The sequence below is a fragment of the Streptococcus oralis genome, from assembly GCF_001983955.1.
Taxonomy (GTDB): Bacteria; Bacillota; Bacilli; order Lactobacillales; family Streptococcaceae; genus Streptococcus; species Streptococcus jiangnanensis.
Genome location: NZ_CP019562.1, coordinates 693,025 through 711,217, shown reverse-complemented (window position 1 = coordinate 711,217; position 18,193 = coordinate 693,025). Strand labels below are relative to the sequence as shown.

Below are 18,193 nucleotides of genomic sequence, written 5' to 3'. Positions count from 1 at the left end.
AAGGAGGATGCTCATATGGAAGACAAAATACTCATCACTGAAGCTTACCAACTCCTTTCCGAGTTAAATAAAAGCTACCAAAGCTGCAAACAAGGAACAGCCGATGATCTTCGACTGCAAGAGCTGCTGAACACCACTCTTGAGGAACTAAAAAAAGCAGAAAAGCTGGACAACAGTATCTTAATCGACCTTGAGAAATTTTACCAACGCACCAGTCTTCTGATTGGACTAGGGAGCCTAAAACTAAACGATCAAGCTCGTACTGCTTGGCGCAACTATGACAAGTTCCACTACGAACATGTCAAACACGTATTGACTCTCTATGGACCTGTTTTCGGTTTTTAGAGCTTGAAATCACTTGTTTTCTATTGACAAAATTTCCTGAAAGGTATAGGATAGAGGTACTAATACTCGGAGGTAAGGGAGACATGAACAACTAAGTCTATCAAATAAAGAATCTTTATTTAGTAGATCTTGTTTTTGTCTCTTTTTGTGTGCTCTTTTCATACTAGATTTTCTAGTATCTTGTCCTCATTGAAAATCAAAAAACTAGAAAGCTATGCTCCTCTTGGGTTGGGTTAGGCAGCTCCAAGCTAGTTTGACGAGTTTTTTCAACGAGGATAATAGAGTTTTGACAGTGACTTTGGGCTCTACTAGATAAAGTAGAGCTTTTTGTTATGCACTATCGACATTCTAGAAAGGGCAACAATATGATAAAAATCAATCATCTAACTATCACGCAAAACAAAGATCTACGAGATCTTGTATCTGACCTAAGCATGACTATCCAAGACGGGGAAAAGGTTGCTATTATTGGTGAAGAAGGAAATGGTAAATCGACTTTACTACGAGCTTTAATGGGGGAAGCATTATCTGATTTTACTATCAAGGGCGACATCCAGTCTGACCTTCAATCACTGGCATGCATTCCTCAAAAAATCCCTGAAATCCTGAAAAATAGGACTCTACATGACTACTTCTTTTTAGATTCTGCTGATTTAGACTACAGTATTCTTTATCGTTTGGCGGAGGAGTTGCACTTTGATAGCGACCGTTTTGCTAGCGACCAAGAGATTGGCAGTCTATCAGGGGGCGAAGCTTTGAAAATTCAGCTCATCCACGAGTTAGCCAAACCCTTTGAGATTCTATTTTTGGATGAACCTTCAAATGACCTAGACCTTGAGACGGTTGATTGGCTAAAAGGTCAGATTCGAAAGATTAGGCAAACTGTTATTTTCATTTCCCATGATGAAGACTTTCTTTCTCATACGGCAGATACTATTGTCCACTTGCGACTGGTCAAGCACCGAAAAGAAGCGGAAACGCTAGTCGAGCATTTAGACTATGATCGCTATAGTGAACAAAGAAAGGCAAATTTTGCAAGACAAAGCCAGCAAGCTGCTAACGACCAGAGAGCCTATGACAAAACCATGGAAAAGCATCGTCGCGTCAAGCAAAATGTAGAAACTGCACTTCGAGCTACCAAAGACAGTACTGCCGGTCGCCTATTGGCTAAAAAGATGAAAACTGTTCTCTCTCAAGAAAAACGCTTTGAAAAGGAAGCTCAGTCCATGACCCAAAAGCCACTTGAAGAGGAACAAATCCAACTTTTCTTTTCAGACATCCAACCATTACCGGCTTCTAAAGTCTTAATCCAACTGGAAAAAGAAAATTTATTCATTGGCAAGCGCATTTTAGCTCAGGAGTTACGACTAACAGTCCGTGGCCAAGATAAAATCGGTATCATCGGGCCAAATGGTGTTGGGAAATCAACTCTGTTAGCCAAGTTGCAACAACTGCTCAGCGCCAAAAGAGAGATTTCACTTAGTTTTATGCCACAAGATTACCATAAAAAACTACAATTGGATCTATCTCCAGTAGCCTACCTCAGCCACACTGGACAAAAAGAGGAACTACAGAAAATCCAATCTCACCTAGCCAGTCTCAATTTCAGCTATCCAGAGATGCACCACCAAATCCGCTCCCTATCTGGCGGGCAACAAGGTAAACTCCTACTTTTGGATTTAGTGTTGCGCAAACCAAACTTTCTCCTTCTGGATGAGCCTACACGTAATTTTTCTCCCACTTCTCAACCCAAAATCAGAAAACTCTTTGCCTCCTATCCAGGCGGTCTAATCACTGTTTCGCATGACAGACGCTTCTTAAAGGAGGTCTGTACGAGTATCTATCGTTTGACAGAAAATGGTTTGGAAGTTGTTGATTTACAAGATTTATAAATGTTGAATATAGCAAAAATCCAGAGAAATCTCTCTGGATTTTTTTTTACATGTGTTTCAAGCGTTCGATTCGTTCTGAGATAGGTGGGTGGGTATAAAAGAGTTTTTGAAGTCCGCCACCTTTCTTAGGATCATTGATATACAGAGCGCTGCTGGCATCATCGACATGGTGATGCATCGGCTCGCTATTGTCCAACTTGCGCAAGGCATTGATCATCCCTTGAGGATTGCGAGTCAGCTCCACACTGGACGCATCCGCCAGAAATTCCCTCTGACGGGAAATGGCTAGTTGTACCAAGGTTGCTGCGAGAGGTGCCAGAACAATGGCTAGGAGAGAGATAACAAGCATGATAATCTCCAAACCATTTCCATCACGATCATTATCGCTCCGTCTTCGACCTGCGCCACCCCACCACATCATCCGACCAGCCATACTAGATAGCAGGGTAATAGCACTAGCAAGAGCAACAGCAATGGTCGAAATGCGGATATCGTAGTTTCGGATATGACTGACTTCATGACCCATGACCGCTTCTAGCTCCTCACGATTCATGATGGCTAGGAGACCCGAAGTAGCCGCTACTGCTGCATTCTGCGGATTCGAACCTGTTGCAAAGGCATTTAAAGAAGAATCCTCAATGATGAAAACACGTGGCATAGGGATCTGAGCAACCATGGCCATATCTTCCACTACATGGTAGAGGTCTGGTGCCGTTTGTTCATCAACCTCACGCGCCCCATTCATAGACATGACAATCTCTGTTGATTGAAAGATCATGGTTAAGGCATAGACAAGACCAATGATTAGGGCTATGATCATCCCCCCAAGACCTGATCGCATGAAGAGATAGCCAACGGCATAACCAACCAAGGCCAAGAGTAGGAAGAAAACCAGCAACAAAATCCAGGTTTTTCGTTTATTGCTCGCAATTTGATCAAACAACATCTTAGTCACCTAAACCGCTAAAGTCAACTTTAGGAACTGCCTTTTCCTCTTCAGGTGTTTGAAGGAAGTCCGCAGCTTTAAAGCCAAATAGACCTGCGATGACATTGCTTGGGAAGCTTTCTAGTTTTACATTGTAGTTGCTGACAACACTGTTGTAGAGTTGGCGTGAGTAGGAAATTTTATTTTCTGTATTGGTCAACTCTTCTTGTAATTTGATAAAGTTAGCGCTAGCTTTCAAATCTGGGTAATTCTCTGCAACTGCAAAGATACCGGAAATCTGGCGGGTAAGGGCATCACTGGCCTTCATCGCTTCAGCTGGCGAGGTTGCTGCGGCTACTTGTCTACGAAGTTCTGTCACTTTTTCCAAGGTAGAACCTTCATATTTTGCATAGCCTTTGACTGTTTCAATCAAGTTTGGGAGCAGATCATTACGACGCTTCAACTGAACATCGATCTGGCTCCAAGCCTCCTTGGTCTGCATACGATTTTTAACCAAACCGTTATAGCTAACAATCACAAAAATAACAATCAGAGCCAAAACTCCAAGAATAATCCAAGTCATAATCTTATTCCTTTCTGCTTTTAGATTACTACCAGTATATCAAAATTTTAATGAATATGGTAAAATAAGGTGATACTAGAGAAGGAAACGACTATGAAACCAGAAACATTTTACGACTTGCTAGCGGAGCAAAACCTTTCACTTTCAGACCAGCAAAAAGAACAATTTGAACGGTATTTTGAACTCTTGGTCGAGTGGAATGAAAAGATTAACCTGACCGCTATTACAGACAAAGAAGAAGTCTATCTTAAACATTTTTATGATTCGATTGCACCCATCCTTCAAGGTTTGATTCCTAATGAAACTATCAAACTTCTTGATATCGGAGCTGGAGCAGGATTTCCTAGTCTTCCTATGAAAATCCTCTATCCTCATTTAGATGTGACCATCATTGATTCGCTAAATAAGCGCATCAACTTCCTTCAGCTTTTGGCTCAGGAGTTGGATTTGGATGGTGTTCACTTCTACCATGGGCGGGCAGAAGACTTTGCCCAAGACAAGAACTTCCGTGCCCAGTTTGATATGGTGACAGCTCGTGCGGTTGCCCGTATGCAGATCTTGTCTGAACTGACCATTCCCTATCTTAAAGTCGGTGGAAAACTATTGGCACTCAAGGCCAGCAATGCGCCCGAGGAATTGCTAGAAGCCAAGAACGCCCTCAATCTCCTCTTTAGCAAGGTTGAGGATAATCTCAGCTACGCCCTACCAAATGGAGATCCGCGTTATATCACTGTGGTCGAAAAGAAAAAAGAGACTCCAAATAAATATCCAAGAAAAGCTGGCATGCCCAATAAACGCCCTCTTTAAATTTTTTAGTAAAAAAATGTATACAAAGTTCGCCTCGCTCTTACATTTCTTGGCTCGGGAAAAAATGATTTACAAAATCAAACCTCGCTCTCGCATTTCCGGGCTCGGGAAAAAATGATTTACAAAATCAAACCTCGCTTTCTTATTTCTGGGCTCGGGAAAAATTCGTTTACAAAACGGACCCCGCTCTCGTATTTCTGGGCTCGGGAAAAAATGATTTACAAAATCATTTTTTTCTGCTATACTATCACAAGCAAAGGTTTTTAATGTCATCCTGTGAGGTGACGAAGGCGCAGATTTATATAAATTTTTAAAAGATAGCTATTTTTTAAAAAGTCTTACTCTGAGGGCCTATTGCTGCAAAATAATGGGCTCTTTTTTGGTGCCCAAAAGTGAGGTTTTTATGAAACAGGAATCAACTGTTGACTTGTTACTAGACGTTGATCAACGTCCTTCTGCTGGTAAAGGTATTCTTCTAAGCTTCCAGCACGTATTTGCCATGTTTGGTGCAACCATTCTCGTTCCCTTAATTTTGGGAATGCCCGTATCGGTTGCTCTCTTCGCATCCGGTATTGGAACACTTATCTACATGATTTCTACTGGCTTTAAGGTTCCAGTTTATCTAGGTTCTTCATTCGCCTTTATCACAGCTATGTCTCTAGCCATGAAAGAAATGGGAGGCGATGTCTCTGCTGCTCAAACTGGAGTTATCCTGACTGGTTTTGTCTATGTCCTTGTAGCAGCAAGTGTTCGTTTTGCAGGTACGAAATGGATTGATAAACTCTTGCCACCAATCATTATCGGACCTATGATCATCGTTATCGGTCTTGGTCTTGCTGGTTCTGCTGTAACGAATGCTGGACTTGTGGCAGACGGAAACTGGAAAAATGCTCTTGTAGCCGTTGTTACATTCTTGATTGCAGCCTTTATCAACACAAAAGGAAAAGGTTTCCTCCGTATCATTCCTTTCCTCTTTGCCATCATCGGTGGGTATATCTTCGCTATGATGCTTGGTTTGGTTGACTTTACCCCAGTCCTTCAAGCCAACTGGTTTGAAATTCCTGGTTTCTACTTGCCATTTAGTACAGGTGGAGCCTTTAAAGAGTACAACTTGTACTTCGGTCCTGAAACAATCGCCATCTTGCCAATCGCAATCGTAACAATTTCAGAACACATCGGAGATCACACAGTTTTGAGTCAAATCTGTGGCCGTCAATTCCTAAAAGAACCAGGACTTCACCGTACCCTTCTCGGTGACGGTATCGCGACATCAGTATCTGCTTTCCTCGGTGGACCAGCTAATACGACTTACGGAGAAAATACAGGAGTTATCGGGATGACTCGTATCGCTTCTGTCTCTGTTATCCGTAACGCGGCCTTCATCGCCATTGCTCTTAGCTTCCTAGGTAAATTCACTGCCTTGATTTCAACCATTCCAAATGCTGTGCTTGGTGGCATGTCCATCCTTCTCTACGGAGTTATCGCCAGCAACGGTCTAAAAGTTTTGATTAAAGAGCGCGTTGACTTCAGTCAAATGCGTAACCTCATCATCGCAAGTGCCATGTTGGTACTTGGACTTGGTGGAGCCATCCTCAAACTTGGACCAGTTACACTTTCAGGTACTGCTCTATCAGCCATGACAGGAATCATCTTAAACTTGATTTTGCCACACGAAAATAAAGACTAATCATCTATACACACAAAATCCACTCGATTGAGTGGATTTTTTAATTACTTACTCTTTATTTCCAGCAGTAAATCTTTCAATGAAATAATGGTCACGGCTAGTAAAATCATGGCCATACCGACAAAATCAATCAAATAAAACTGTTCCTTCATAATCAGAAAGGCAAAGAAAACGGCAGAAATTGGCTCTATGGAAGCCAATAAACTAGACTTAACAGGGCCTATCAGACTAGCTCCCTTTAGGAAAGCTGTATAGGCAAAGACCGTTCCGATGATGATAATCCCAGCAAATGCAAAGAGAAAATCTAAGCTAGTCGGTATGCTGGCCCGTAAGACTCCTGTAAAGGGAAGAGCCACTACACCAGAAATAACCATCCCGACACCAATCACCGAAATACTGCCCCACTTCTTAATCAAAACGATGGGAAGGATGATATAGAGGGCATAGGTTAGGGCAGAAAAGAGGCCCCAGAAAAGTCCAGCAGGTGTGACAGACAACTGGTCAAGTTCCCCATGCGTCGCGATCAGAAAAGTTCCTCCAATTGCTAAACCAATCGAAATAATCTCAGCCAGTGTCGGAGCTACCTTATCTTTCATACAGGTATAAACCAAAATCCCAACGGGGCATACATACTGGAGAACTGTCGCAGTTCCAGCATTGGTTTCCTGAATGGCAGAAAGATAGGCAAACTGGTTTAAGAAAAGTCCAAACAGGGCAAATAGCAAAAGAGATAGTAGACTTTTTCTGTCTTTTAAAAAAGCATAGAGTTTATCCTTTGAAGTCATATACGATAAGGCTACCAGTGCCAAGCCTGCAATGATAAGCCGCAGATTGGTCAAGACTAGAGCGGAAATCCCGTGTGCCATCAGGTATTGGCCACTGGTTCCAGACAAGCCCCAAGCAATCCCTGCCACTACTGTATACAGAGTTCCTTTTACGTTTTTTGACATGCTTCTCCCTACTCCCTTTGACGAATCATTTCCATGACTTGGTTTCGATCGACTATCCACTGGGCACGCTCATCCTTCTCATACGTTCGATTGGATAAAAAGATGGCGGCTTCCTGTTTCTTTCGATTCCACATGATGAAGGTACCTGTATAGCCCGTATGGTCCAGCCAGTCTCCTTCCAGATTCCAAGCTAGCGAACGCTCTTTATCCTCTAAGGGAGAAAAATTTCGGCTCAATTCTGCAGCAAAATCATCTTTCAAGTAATGTTCCAGAAAGATTTGCAAATCCTTAACAGTCGAAAACAAACCAGCACTTCCTGCGTGTTTCCCTAATAGACGGGCTTTGGGATCATGAATATTTCCGGCCTCCACTCCTTTCACTGTTGGTACAGCTTGCTCAACGGGACCAAACTTGGTCTCTTTCATTCCCCATGGTTCCAAAACTTGTTCTTCTATAATCTGATCCAAGTCTTGGTCAAAGATTTTTTCCAAAAGAAATCCTAAGAGTAAAAAGTGAACGTCCGAGTATAAGAAAGCAGGCTGACTTCGTCTATTGAGGTGAAACATGGCTTCTTTTAATTCAGGGGCAGTCAAGAGGTCCCGATTTGGAATAAAGGGGTCCAAGTCTGTGGCATGGGTCAGGAGCAGCCGTATAGTGATATCAGGATAATCACACTCCGGTAAAAAATCCGTTACTGGTCGATCAATGTCTAGTTTCCCCTGTTGCCACAAGAAGGTTAAGATTGTCCCTACTCCTACAACCTTACTAACACTGGCTAAGTCATAGACTAGCCCTGACTCTGTTTTCAAACCTTTCTCAGGATCACTCAAGCCTAGATAGGATTCTCTCCATTCTCCGTCCTTAAAATACGCAAAAGAGGCCCCGGGATAGACCCCTGCCTCGATTTGATCTTCTATTTTTCTTAGAATTTTTGTCCACTTCATGCTTCTTCAAACCACAATTCGATGTTATTGGTATCCTTACCAAGGAAGAATTTTTCAGACTTAGGGACAAAGTAGCCTGTCTTTTCAAATTTTTGACGAAGACTGGTTAGATCAAAATTCTTGACTAAAAATTTTAACATCGTCAGGTCCCAAGTGACATTGTTTTCAACAGCCAAATCTGGTCCTTGCCCTTTAGTAAAAGTGATTACTTGCGCTACTCCTTCGGGATCAAGTAAACTCTCTGTCCCTTCAGGCAAACGCAACTCCATAGAAACCTCAAATTGGCTCACGTATTTTATACTTGTATTTGAATAAAATTCAGGAACAGTTTCCAGTGGAACCAGATCTCTTACATCATTTTCCGCATGAACAAGGATCACATCCTCTTCAGGAGAAACAATCTCAAAAGCATACCCTCGGTTTCCTTTAAATAGACGAGGAAGAGGCTTCATCTGAGAAAGAAGGCCCTCAATTTCGGAGGGATTTTCAACCTTTATCAAGAGTCTAGCTAGTTTCTTAAGCCCTTCAACTCTACGTGTTCGCATGCTTGGAGCCTCTTCTAAAATCAATCTCTCCGTAGCTGTCTGATCACCTAAGGAAAGAAAGGCAGACTCTTCCAGCAAAGGTTTCATCCCCAGGGTTTCAATGTAAAATCTTTCATTTAATTTTCGATTATTAACTTTCAAAGTCGGAACGATCCGAACAATTTCATTCACATTCATAAATTCCTCCAACTCTTTTATTTTAAAGGATTTTCGAATATTTTACAAGCCATATCTATTTTATTTAGAAATTTTACAAGAAAAAAACTGGGATTCCCCAGTTTCATTTCTTATAGGTAAAGTAGTTTAAATAGTGCTACTGCCGCAATACCCGCTGCAATTGGAGCTACAACTGGAACCCATGCATACCACCATTTTGAATCACCCTTGTGTTGACCAAGAACTGATTTTGGAAGGAGTTCGTGAAGAAGACGTGGTCCAAAGTCACGAGCTGGGTTCAAACCAGGACCAGTAGGTCCACCGAGTGAAGTTACCAAGGCCATTACTAGGAAACCAAGTGCCAAGTGCGCAACTGAGATCCCAGCAGCTGTATGTGGAGCTACTTGGGCTTTCACTGCCAATTCACTTAAATCAACAGTTTGTCCAGCTTGAGTAGCCATTTGTTTCATGTATTGAAGAACCTCTGCACCAAAGAAGTTTTTAGTCAAACCAAGCGCTGCAAAGAAAAGAACAAATGAACCTACAAACTCATTGAGGAAACCGTTAACAGTAGCTGCAAAACGTGATTCTTTTGTACCGTGGTCGATGCTTGAAATCGTTGAGAAGGTACCCAAGATATTGTTTGGGTTTTCTGTCTTCAAGTAGTAAGGACGGTGAGTCGCTACAACCAAAGCTTGACCGAAGATTGCTCCCAAAACTTGTGCTAGGATGTAATATGGTACTTGTTCCCAAGAGAAAAGTCCACTAACAGCAAGTCCAAGAGTGAAAGCTGGGTTGATGTGGTTACCAGATACATTACCAAACATCAAGGCTGGGATCATAACCCCCATACCATAACCAACCGCGATAACGAGCCAGCCACTTTGGTGACCTTTCGTACCTTTAAGTTCAACGTTAGCAACTGCACCATTACCAAGAATGATCAAAATAGCAGTTCCCAAGAATTCTGTGGCATATTTAATAGCCCATGTAAAATCCATTTGATAGATTCTCCTTAAATTTTTTTAGACAATCCTTATTCTATCAATTTTTAGGCCTTTTAGCAATATCTTTTCTAAAAGAATCTATGGAAAACGCTTTATTTAACTTATCTTTAAGAAAAGGACAAAAGAAGTCAAACTCCTTTCATCCTAATCGTTATTCTTGACGTTGACCAAAATCTACAATCATCTGCTCCATCTCTTGGCGACTCGGAGTGGTCAGCATATAAAGGTAGTCCCCTTGTAGCTCTGCAAAAGCTGCTGGCATGATTTTTTTGACCTTGAATTGCTGGCTGTACTTAGCAAGCAAGTCTTCTTCTGAATAGACATAATTTGCATTGGCACGACGTGATGTAGCTAGACAGTATTGAGGTTCAAACTCTGATGCTGGGAACTCTTCTCCTGCGACAATAGCTGCATAGCCACGATAGAGGTCCAAAGAGTGAGCAAAGTTATAAACATCAATGGTAAAGCCACCTGCAGGACGGTTATTGTACTCAATGGCAATGTAGTCGTCCCCGTCACGGAAAAACTCGATATGGAAAAAGCGTTCTCTCATTCCAAATTCCTTGACAATGGCCTCACCATACTTGCGCAGTTTGGGATCCATATCCTTGAGTACATAGTAGGAATTGTCCATCTTATAAATCATCAAATCAAGTGGTGTATAGGCATAGTCAAAGGTTGTTGAAAAGACAATATGACCATCCTTGTCCACCAGTCCGTCAAAGGTACAGATTTCGCTGGAAGTGACAAATTTCTCAAAGAAATAAGCGGTTGAATGGTCCCATGCTTGCTTGAAGTGATTGATATCGTCTTCTGTCTCAAGCTTAAATGTTGCTGCCGCTCCCACTCCATTATCAGGTTTGGCAATCATTGGTAGGCCAATCGCCTCGACTGCTTGGTCTACATCTGCTTCTGTCTGGATAACAGCGCCTGGTACAACAGGTACGCCTGCCTTCTGGAAGAGTTTCTTCATCTCAGACTTAAACTTGGTTTTTTTAAGATCTTCAGGTTTGGCACCAAAGACATTGAATTGTTCTCTGAGTGTTGCGTCTAGCTCAAGCCAGTATTCATTGTGGGACTCAATGCGGTTGATTGGGCCATGCTTGTAGAAAAGAAAGGCAACTGCACGTTTGACTTCGTCTATGTTCTCAAGATTGTCCACACGGAAATACTCGGTCAGGCTATTGCGCAAAGGTTCATCTAGTTGTTCGTAAGGTTCTTGACCAATCCCCAAGACTGTAATGCCTTTATTGGCTAGCTCGATTGTAAACTGTTGGAAGTTTTGCGGATAGTAGGGAGAAATAACAAGGTAATTCATAGGCAACTCCTTTTATAGATACAGGTGTCCAAGAAAATAGGGCATTTGTTTACGCCACCATTCCCAGTCGTGGGCAACATCGTGCCCCCATTCAGCAAACCAGGCTGGAATTTGTTTCTGGTCAAAGGCTTCTTTGAGCTTGTAGAAGGATGGCAGACCATCTTGTTCCCAAGCACCGAGACCCGTACAGACGACAATCTCCGCCTGACGGTAACGATCGATAAACCAGCCGTCATTCTGATTCCAAATATAATCGACTGGCGAGTTTTGGTAAATGGCATCGTCATTGTAGTAATCTCCAACAAAGAAACGTGCGTCGTAAACACCGCTGAGGGCAATCACCTTGGTAAAGACATCTGGATGCTGGAGAAAGAAATTGAGTGCATGGTAAGCCCCCATCGAGCAACCTGTCGTCATCATTCCGTCAAACCAACCTGTCTTGTGCTTGATAAAAGGAATCGCCTCCTCAATCACATAGCGTTCGTAAGCTCGATGCATCTCCGCTTGATCATGACTATTTTTCCAAGTAGCCAACCAGCTCTCAATATCAACACTGGAGAGAGTAAAGAATTGGACACGACCTTCTTCGATAAAGGAAGCACAGGCATCAATCATGCCAAAATCATAGTATTCGTTGTGACTACCACCAGATGAAGCAAAAACAACAACTGGAATCCCAGCATGTCCATAACGGTTGAGATACATTTCACGGTTGAGGTGGCCACTCCAGTGGCTAAGGTTTTCAATATGCATTGGCTTTCTCCTTTCTTAACTTACCATTTCTCTGCAAAAAATCGGAGACAGTCTGGTAAATTTTCCGACCAAGGTATTTCACTATGGATAGCACCAGACTGAACTTTCAAGACCAGATTATCCAAGCCTACTCCACCTGCAATCAAATCACGGTAATAACGAAGCGATGAGTCGATATAGGCTTGCTTGATATTGCCAGCCATTAGGGTCTTGTCCGTATCATCTGCTTCTTCCGTTCCAACATAGATAAAAATGCGCTGTTCAGGCGACAATTTCTTCCGCTCGATATAGCGGTTAAAGGCTTCTTGGTGAAGCCAGTTAGCAGATGAGAAGACACCTAGACAACCAATTCGGTCTTGGTACTCTAGTCCGATAAACTGGGTAATATTGCCTCCTAGTGACGAACCAATCATAGCCGTGTGCTGGCGATCAGCTTTGGTTCGGTAGGTTTCATCGATAAAAGGCTTGACCACCTCCATGACAAACTCGGCATACTCCACACCCTTACCACCAAACTGCTGGCCTGGGATAGGAGATTCTTGAAATTTCCAAGCCGCATACTCATTCATCCGTCCCATGCCATCATTGTCAATAGCAACAACAATCATGCGACTGATATCAGGATTCCGCTTAATGGCTGGAATAATCTTCCAAGAGTGTCCGATATAAGACTCCTTGCTGTAAAAGACATTTTGCCCATCATGAAAGTAAACTACAGGATAAAAACGGTCTGTGTCCTTCTCGTAGTCCTTTGGCAGAAGCACACGCACACGACGCTCTTTTCCAGTATAAGGAACTTTAAGTTTGTGTTCTTTCATTTTTAAGTAAAAGTAGGAATGATTCATTGTCAGAAAACTCTCTATATTCAAAATTTTATCTTATTATAACATAAAAATAGAAAAAAAGTCAGTAATTGTCCATTTTAAGGATAAATAACTAACTTTTTTCATTTAATATTCTAAATTCTTCTGGATTTTCTGATTAGAGGAGATTATCAATTAACTCATCGACAGCATCTTTTTCAACCTGGGGAGTGATTTCAGTAATCATAATCCCAGCCACTGCTCGCTCAACCAAGCCTTCAACATCCATGCGTTTTTCATACTGCTCTGCATTCTCTATCTTAGGATTGGTCTTAGGACGGTCAGGTGCAAAAATAGTACAGCAGTCTTCAAAAGGCTGGATTGAAATTTCAAAGGTATCGATTTCCTGCGCGATGTCAATGATTTCCAACTTGTCCATCGTAACCACAGGGCGGATGATGGGAGTGTTGGTCACAGCGTTGATAGTCTGCATGCTTTCCAAGGTCTGGCTGGCTACTTGACCAAGACTTTCCCCATTGATGATAATTAAACCATTTCGTATCTCCCGAATACGGTCGGTAATCCGCATCATAAAACGACGCGTCAAGGTCATGAGGTAGGCTTCTGGCGCTTTAGCCTTGATTTCCTCTTGAATCTCAGTGAAAGGCACCTCGATAAACTGGATATTGCCCCCAAACTTGGTCAATTTCCGAGTCAAATCGTGGGCTTTCTTGAGGGCACCTGGACTGGTGTAAGGTGGGCTAGCAAAGTGAACCGCCTCAATATCTACACCACGTTTAAGAGCTAGATAACCTGCCACGGGTGAGTCAATCCCTCCTGACAACATGAGCATACCTTTACCAGAACTTCCCACAGGTAATCCTCCTGCTCCACGAAAAGTTTCATAGGAAAGATAGGCAGCCTCTTCACGAATCTCAACCTGAAGATTAATATCTGGATTCTTCATCTGAGCTTGCACGTTTGGAATAGCCTCGAAAACAGCACCACCAAGAGTTTGATTCAGTTCACGACTGTCGAGTTCAAAGTTGTGGTCGCTACGCTTACTAGTGATTTTAAAGGTCATGCCTTCCTTGTAGATTTCCTTCATAATCTCTTGGACAGCAGACTTCAGAACGTCCACTGACTTTTCAACCTTATACACAGGAGAAAAGTTTTGGATCCCAAAAACTTGTTTGAGCGATTCTGCAACTGCTGTGCAATCTGCTCCATTCAGGTAAGCGTGGGCACGGTCGCGATCTGCGGTTACCTTAACTTGAGGATAGATAGACAAAACGTCTGAAATATTATTACGAAGTTTATTGATGAAACGCATACGATTTTTGTGCTTGGTTGACAATTCTCCGTAACGAATCATAATTTCTGAATACTGCATAAATGCTCCTATCTTACTTTTCTAGTTTGATTGTAAATTAATTTTAGATTGGTCAAGAACTGCTCGACTTGACTCATATCATTTTCCAGGTCTAGGCTTAGACGCACAGCTGACTGGGCCTTATCCTTTTCCACTCCCATTGCAATCAAGGTCCCCGCAGGTTTTCCTGCCTTGGACGAACAAGCAGAGGTTGTGGAAATGAAAATGTCATAGTCTTCAAAAGCGTGAACAATGACTTCACCACGAACACCTTTAATCCCAAAAGTCAGGATATGAGGGGCAAAGTCTTCCTCATCTGAAAAGACAAAAATATCTGGATAATCCAGAAGGGCTTGGCAAATGACTGCCTTCATCTGCCCTGTCTTGCTAGCAAAGGTAGCTAATTTTTCCATAGACAAACGGAGAGCTTTGGCTGTCGCTGCAATCCCTGCCACATTCTCAGTTGTCGAACGATAGTCTCGCTCCTGACCACCACCTGTTAAAAGAGGCATGATCCTTTTGCCAGACTTGATATAGACAAATCCGACACCTCTGACACCATGAAACTTATGACTCGAAAAGGTTGCGAAATCCACTCGATCCGTCAAGTATTTTTCAGTCGGAATCTTAGCGAGTGCCTGAACCGCATCAACATGGAAGGAAATGGTTGGCTTATCTGCTAACAGTTTTGAAATAGCTTCAATAGGCTGGATAGAGCCAATTTCGTTGTTAACTGCCATGATGGAGACGAGAGTCGTATCAGGACGTATCAAATCTGCTAATGCTTCAACATCCACAAATCCTTTCTCATCAACTGGAGCAAAATCTATCTCAAAGCCTTGACTTTTCAGCCAAAGGGCTGATTCCTTGACTGCTGGATGTTCAATAGCTGACACAATAATGTGCTTGCCAAACTGGGCTTTTTCAAAGGCCACACCCTTGATGACCCAGTTATCTCCTTCTGTTCCACCAGAGGTAAAGAAGATTTCATCACTCTTCTTCCCAATCAAATCTGCAATTTGCTGCCGGGAAGCATCTAAAATTCGTGTTGCCTGGTCGCCCAAACGATGGAGGCTAGAAGGATTTCCTACAATTTTCGAAGCGACCTGAGTATAGGTCTCTAGTGCTTCGGGATAAGGCTTAGTTGTTGCCGAATTATCAAAGTAGATCATGTTTTCTCACGCTTTCTAAAATCACTCCTTCTATTGTATCACGAAAAGAGACCTGCGACAAGAAAGGGAGGTTTCTCTTTTTTTAAGATTTTTTTAAAGAAATGAGGTATAATAAATCATAATCAAAGGAGAGTATCATGTCTAACTATCGTAGAACTTCTAATAAATCAAAAACAGAACACATCAAAAAGGGATTTACTGTCTTTCAAAAAACGATTGCTACCATCGGTAGTATCCTTGGTCTCATCACTGCTACTATCACCATCATGAACGCCATGGACAATAACAAAAACAACAAAAAAGAACCGACGACAACCCAAACAACTGTTGTCAAGGAAATTCAAAAGGAATCCCCTCAGGAAAATACTACACCTAACAAGGACAACACTCCTACTAAAGAAAATACTCCGCAAGAAGAAACTTCTCAATCCAATAAAAAAGAGGAGAAAAAAGAAGAGCAGAAAACAACAACTCAGGACTCTTCTACACCTGCTACAAATAAAGAAACAAGCGATAATGGAACACAGTCAAATACGACGAGTTCTGAAACTAAAACGAACCAGTAATCACCAAAATAGCTTCTTTCCAAATTTGGAAAGAAGCTATTTTTTTATTGTTGTAATACTTTTCGTGGTTTGGTTCCTTCAGCTGGACCGATAACACCTGCTATTTCGAGTTCTTCCATCAGGCGAGTCGCACGGTTGAATCCAACCGACAAACGACGCTGAATCATAGAAGCACTAGCTTTCTGCGTCTCGATAACCAAAGCCTTGGCTTCTTCAAAAAGCGGATCGCCGCCAGCTTCTCCGTCAGAGAGATCTCCTTCATTTTCAGGGACATCTCCTGGGTCAAAGCTTTCATCATAGTCCGCATCCGCCTGATCCTTGATAAAGTTTACGATGCGTTCAACATCATCATCCGAGATAAAGGAACCTTGCAGACGGACTGGATGATTTTCATCGATTGGTTTAAAGAGCATGTCTCCTCGACCAAGCAGTTTTTCTGCTCCATTCTCATCCAAGATGGTTCGTGAATCTGTACCTGATGAAACTGCAAAAGCCACACGAGATGGGACATTGGCTTTGATAAGACCAGAGATAACATCAACCGATGGACGTTGCGTTGCGAGAATCATGTGAATCCCTGCAGCACGCGCCTTCTGTCCGAGACGGATGATGGCATCCTCCACTTCCTTGCTGGCCACCATCATGAGGTCTGCCAACTCATCCACAATGACAACAATCAAAGGAAGTGGTACTTGTTTGTACTCAGATTGGCTATTAAATTCCTCAACCTTGGCATTGTAGCCAGCGATATTTCGCACACCAACCTTAGCGAAGAGTTCGTAACGATTTTCCATCTCATCCACAACCTTTTGCAGAGCCTTGCTGGCCTTGCGTGGATTGGTCACAACTGGAATCAAGAGGTGAGGAATGTCATTGTAAACGGATAACTCAACCATCTTTGGATCCACCATCATAAACTTGACCTGATCTGGTCTTGCTTTCATAAGAATGCTAGCGATAATACCGTTAACTGCGACTGACTTCCCTGATCCCGTCGAACCTGCAACGAGTAGGTGGGGCATCTTGGAAAGGTCAAAGGTGCGAGCAGTTCCATTGACAGCCTTACCTAGAGGAATTTCGAGGAGATTTTCTGGTTTAGTTTGAGACTGTTCCCAGAGTTCACGGAAGGAAACGGTCGCAATCTCAGAGTTGGGTACTTCAATTCCGACTAAGGATTTACCAGGGATCGGAGCCTCAATCCGAACATCCTTGGCCGCCAGAGCCAGCGCTAAGTCGTCTGCCAGATTGGAAATACGGTTAACCCGTACTCCAACTGCTGGCTTGACTTCATACTTGGTAACTGATGGTCCAATTTCAGCCCGTTCTACCGTCACCTTGATACCAAAGCTGGCAAAGGTTTCTTCTAGGATTTTGATATTTTCTCGAACAATCTTCTTTTCCTTGGACTGATCTTTGGGTTTATCTGGCGCAAAGAGTTGCAAGCTTGGTAGCTTGTATTCAAGGGCTTCCTTAGCAGAAAAATCAACCTGCACCTCTTCATCCTCAAAATCTTCTTCCACATCTGGAACGTCAAAATCAGTTTGAGGGAGGATAATCTCCGGTTCGATCCACTCTTCCTCAGGAATTGGGGGGAAATCGTAGTCTGGTACCTCTGATAAGATTTCTCCCGTTTCAGGATCTACAGGAGGAAGCGGTAATGCATCCTGTTCTTCTTGTTCTCTCTGAATTCTGGCTGCTTCTTCAGCTTCTTGACGAGCCTTCTCTTCTTCTTTCTTGATGAAGCGTTCCTGTTTTCTCTGTTCCTGTTTTTCCATGAAGGATCTGAACTGAGCTCCAATAAAGGCTGCAACATCATAAATAGACCAAGGACTAACCAAGAGTGCCCCAACTAGAATCAAGAGGACTCCAATAAAGTACGATCCGATATTTGAGAAAAGAAAGGATATGGGGATATAGAGTCCAACACCAAGCAAGCCTCCACCAGCGAAGCTAGTCACCCGCATACCAGTCAGGTCCGTCATAACTTGAGACAGGGTCCCTTTTAGAACTGACTGCTCCAAGCCAAATTTCCATACCAAGTAGGCCTCAAAAATCAAGAGCAATCCAGCGAAGATACAGAGAAATCCTGACAGAAGTCCCTCTTGCTTGCGGATCCATTTAAATAGAAAAAGATAAATGAGTAGGGCACCTATGGCCACATAGGCCAAACTTCCAACCACCAGTCGAATGAGATTGTAAAGAGTGACGCCTGCTGCACCGAGTTTGAGGGCTGCAATAATCAACAATAAGGCAATTCCTAAGGAAATCAACATCCTCTGGATAGCCTGTTTTCTTTCAAGTTCTGCTTTAGACGGTCTCCGTCTTGTTTTTGTAGTATTCTTGTTTGCCATTCTTTTATTATACCATA

Annotated in this window: 17 protein-coding genes; 5 read left to right on the top strand and 12 right to left on the bottom strand. The window is 42.6% G+C overall.

What is annotated here, in order from left to right; translation table 11 throughout:
* The first annotated feature begins 15 nt into the window (after positions 1–15).
* Positions 16–345 (top strand): helicase BlpT, encoded by a 330-nt coding sequence (locus BWR56_RS03360; RefSeq protein WP_076984459.1) that lies wholly within the window; start codon positions 16–18, stop codon positions 343–345.
* A gap of 332 nt (positions 346–677) precedes the next feature.
* A complete protein-coding gene (locus BWR56_RS03355; protein WP_076984458.1) occupies positions 678–2,237 on the top strand; it encodes an ATP-binding cassette domain-containing protein in 1,560 nt (519 codons plus the stop codon).
* Positions 2,238–2,283: 46 nt separating this feature from the next.
* Here BWR56_RS03355 and htpX read toward each other — a convergent pair whose 3' ends face one another.
* Together htpX and BWR56_RS03345 are read right to left on the bottom strand one after the other, a co-directional pair.
* Positions 2,284–3,183, bottom strand: a complete 900-nt coding sequence (gene htpX / locus BWR56_RS03350) for a zinc metalloprotease HtpX (protein WP_049506037.1) — start codon at positions 3,181–3,183, stop codon at positions 2,284–2,286.
* A gap of 1 nt (position 3,184) precedes the next feature.
* Entirely contained in the window at positions 3,185–3,745 is a 561-nt protein-coding gene (locus BWR56_RS03345; RefSeq protein WP_000219840.1) for a LemA family protein, read from the bottom strand.
* 93 nt (positions 3,746–3,838) lie between these two features.
* Here BWR56_RS03345 and rsmG point away from each other — a divergent pair, with 93 nt between their 5' ends.
* Both rsmG and BWR56_RS03335 read left to right on the top strand, forming a co-directional pair.
* Positions 3,839–4,552, top strand: a complete 714-nt coding sequence (gene rsmG, locus BWR56_RS03340; protein ID WP_049506039.1) for a 16S rRNA (guanine(527)-N(7))-methyltransferase RsmG — start codon at positions 3,839–3,841, stop codon at positions 4,550–4,552.
* Between the two features lie 403 nt (positions 4,553–4,955).
* Complete coding sequence (locus tag BWR56_RS03335; RefSeq protein ID WP_049506041.1) at positions 4,956–6,239, top strand: uracil-xanthine permease family protein; 1,284 nt, start codon at positions 4,956–4,958, stop codon at positions 6,237–6,239.
* A gap of 44 nt (positions 6,240–6,283) precedes the next feature.
* Here the strand turns inward: BWR56_RS03335 and BWR56_RS03330 are convergent, their stop codons facing one another.
* The 9 genes from BWR56_RS03330 to BWR56_RS03290 all read right to left on the bottom strand — a co-directional run bounded on the left by BWR56_RS03330 (position 6,284) and on the right by BWR56_RS03290 (position 15,259).
* Positions 6,284–7,189, bottom strand: a complete 906-nt coding sequence (locus BWR56_RS03330; RefSeq protein WP_071850827.1) for a DMT family transporter — start codon at positions 7,187–7,189, stop codon at positions 6,284–6,286.
* A gap of 8 nt (positions 7,190–7,197) precedes the next feature.
* Positions 7,198–8,133 (bottom strand): serine hydrolase domain-containing protein, encoded by a 936-nt coding sequence (locus BWR56_RS03325; RefSeq protein ID WP_071850825.1) that lies wholly within the window; start codon positions 8,131–8,133, stop codon positions 7,198–7,200.
* Entirely contained in the window at positions 8,130–8,855 is a 726-nt protein-coding gene (locus tag BWR56_RS03320; protein ID WP_049506046.1) for a CppA N-terminal domain-containing protein, read from the bottom strand. The genes BWR56_RS03325 and BWR56_RS03320 overlap by 4 nt, the downstream gene beginning before the upstream one ends.
* Positions 8,856–8,965: 110 nt before the next feature.
* Positions 8,966–9,835 (bottom strand): aquaglyceroporin Gla, encoded by an 870-nt coding sequence (gene gla, locus BWR56_RS03315; protein ID WP_000348117.1) that lies wholly within the window; start codon positions 9,833–9,835, stop codon positions 8,966–8,968.
* A gap of 157 nt (positions 9,836–9,992) precedes the next feature.
* Complete coding sequence (locus BWR56_RS03310) at positions 9,993–11,159, bottom strand: ATP-grasp domain-containing protein (RefSeq protein WP_049506048.1); 1,167 nt, start codon at positions 11,157–11,159, stop codon at positions 9,993–9,995.
* 12 nt (positions 11,160–11,171) lie between these two features.
* Positions 11,172–11,912, bottom strand: a complete 741-nt coding sequence (locus BWR56_RS03305; protein WP_049506049.1) for an esterase family protein — start codon at positions 11,910–11,912, stop codon at positions 11,172–11,174.
* Positions 11,913–11,932: 20 nt separating this feature from the next.
* Entirely contained in the window at positions 11,933–12,757 is an 825-nt protein-coding gene (locus BWR56_RS03300) for an alpha/beta hydrolase (protein ID WP_001016816.1), read from the bottom strand.
* Positions 12,758–12,893: 136 nt separating this feature from the next.
* Complete coding sequence (gene thiI, locus BWR56_RS03295) at positions 12,894–14,108, bottom strand: tRNA uracil 4-sulfurtransferase ThiI (RefSeq protein ID WP_049506052.1); 1,215 nt, start codon at positions 14,106–14,108, stop codon at positions 12,894–12,896.
* A gap of 8 nt (positions 14,109–14,116) precedes the next feature.
* On the bottom strand, positions 14,117–15,259 hold the full coding sequence (locus tag BWR56_RS03290; protein WP_049506055.1) for a cysteine desulfurase family protein: 1,143 nt from the start codon (positions 15,257–15,259) through the stop codon (positions 14,117–14,119).
* 137 nt (positions 15,260–15,396) lie between these two features.
* Here BWR56_RS03290 and BWR56_RS03285 point away from each other — a divergent pair, with 137 nt between their 5' ends.
* Entirely contained in the window at positions 15,397–15,825 is a 429-nt protein-coding gene (locus BWR56_RS03285; RefSeq protein WP_049506057.1) for a DUF6556 family protein, read from the top strand.
* Positions 15,826–15,869: 44 nt separating this feature from the next.
* Here BWR56_RS03285 and BWR56_RS03280 read toward each other — a convergent pair whose 3' ends face one another.
* The gene (locus BWR56_RS03280; RefSeq protein WP_076984456.1) at positions 15,870–18,176 is read right to left on the bottom strand and encodes a DNA translocase FtsK; all 2,307 of its coding nucleotides are present in this window, start codon (positions 18,174–18,176) and stop codon (positions 15,870–15,872) included.
* Between the last annotated feature and the right edge of the window lie 17 nt (positions 18,177–18,193).

Excerpts from the sequence above, each read along its gene's own strand:
- BWR56_RS03360 (WP_076984459.1), top strand. The coding sequence starts at position 16 with ATGGAAGACAAAATACTCATCACTGAAGCTTACCAACTCCTTTCCGAG.
- BWR56_RS03355 (WP_076984458.1), top strand. The coding sequence starts at position 678 with ATGCACTATCGACATTCTAGAAAGGGCAACAATATGATAAAAATCAAT.
- htpX (WP_049506037.1), bottom strand. The coding sequence starts at position 3,183 with ATGTTGTTTGATCAAATTGCGAGCAATAAACGAAAAACCTGGATTTTG.
- BWR56_RS03345 (WP_000219840.1), bottom strand. The coding sequence starts at position 3,745 with ATGACTTGGATTATTCTTGGAGTTTTGGCTCTGATTGTTATTTTTGTG.
- rsmG (WP_049506039.1), top strand. The coding sequence starts at position 3,839 with ATGAAACCAGAAACATTTTACGACTTGCTAGCGGAGCAAAACCTTTCA.
- BWR56_RS03335 (WP_049506041.1), top strand. The coding sequence starts at position 4,956 with ATGAAACAGGAATCAACTGTTGACTTGTTACTAGACGTTGATCAACGT.
- BWR56_RS03330 (WP_071850827.1), bottom strand. The coding sequence starts at position 7,189 with ATGTCAAAAAACGTAAAAGGAACTCTGTATACAGTAGTGGCAGGGATT.
- BWR56_RS03325 (WP_071850825.1), bottom strand. The coding sequence starts at position 8,133 with ATGAAGTGGACAAAAATTCTAAGAAAAATAGAAGATCAAATCGAGGCA.
- BWR56_RS03320 (WP_049506046.1), bottom strand. The coding sequence starts at position 8,855 with ATGAATGTGAATGAAATTGTTCGGATCGTTCCGACTTTGAAAGTTAAT.
- gla (WP_000348117.1), bottom strand. The coding sequence starts at position 9,835 with ATGGATTTTACATGGGCTATTAAATATGCCACAGAATTCTTGGGAACT.
- BWR56_RS03310 (WP_049506048.1), bottom strand. The coding sequence starts at position 11,159 with ATGAATTACCTTGTTATTTCTCCCTACTATCCGCAAAACTTCCAACAG.
- BWR56_RS03305 (WP_049506049.1), bottom strand. The coding sequence starts at position 11,912 with ATGCATATTGAAAACCTTAGCCACTGGAGTGGCCACCTCAACCGTGAA.
- BWR56_RS03300 (WP_001016816.1), bottom strand. The coding sequence starts at position 12,757 with ATGAATCATTCCTACTTTTACTTAAAAATGAAAGAACACAAACTTAAA.
- thiI (WP_049506052.1), bottom strand. The coding sequence starts at position 14,108 with ATGCAGTATTCAGAAATTATGATTCGTTACGGAGAATTGTCAACCAAG.
- BWR56_RS03290 (WP_049506055.1), bottom strand. The coding sequence starts at position 15,259 with ATGATCTACTTTGATAATTCGGCAACAACTAAGCCTTATCCCGAAGCA.
- BWR56_RS03285 (WP_049506057.1), top strand. The coding sequence starts at position 15,397 with ATGTCTAACTATCGTAGAACTTCTAATAAATCAAAAACAGAACACATC.
- BWR56_RS03280 (WP_076984456.1), bottom strand. The coding sequence starts at position 18,176 with ATGGCAAACAAGAATACTACAAAAACAAGACGGAGACCGTCTAAAGCA.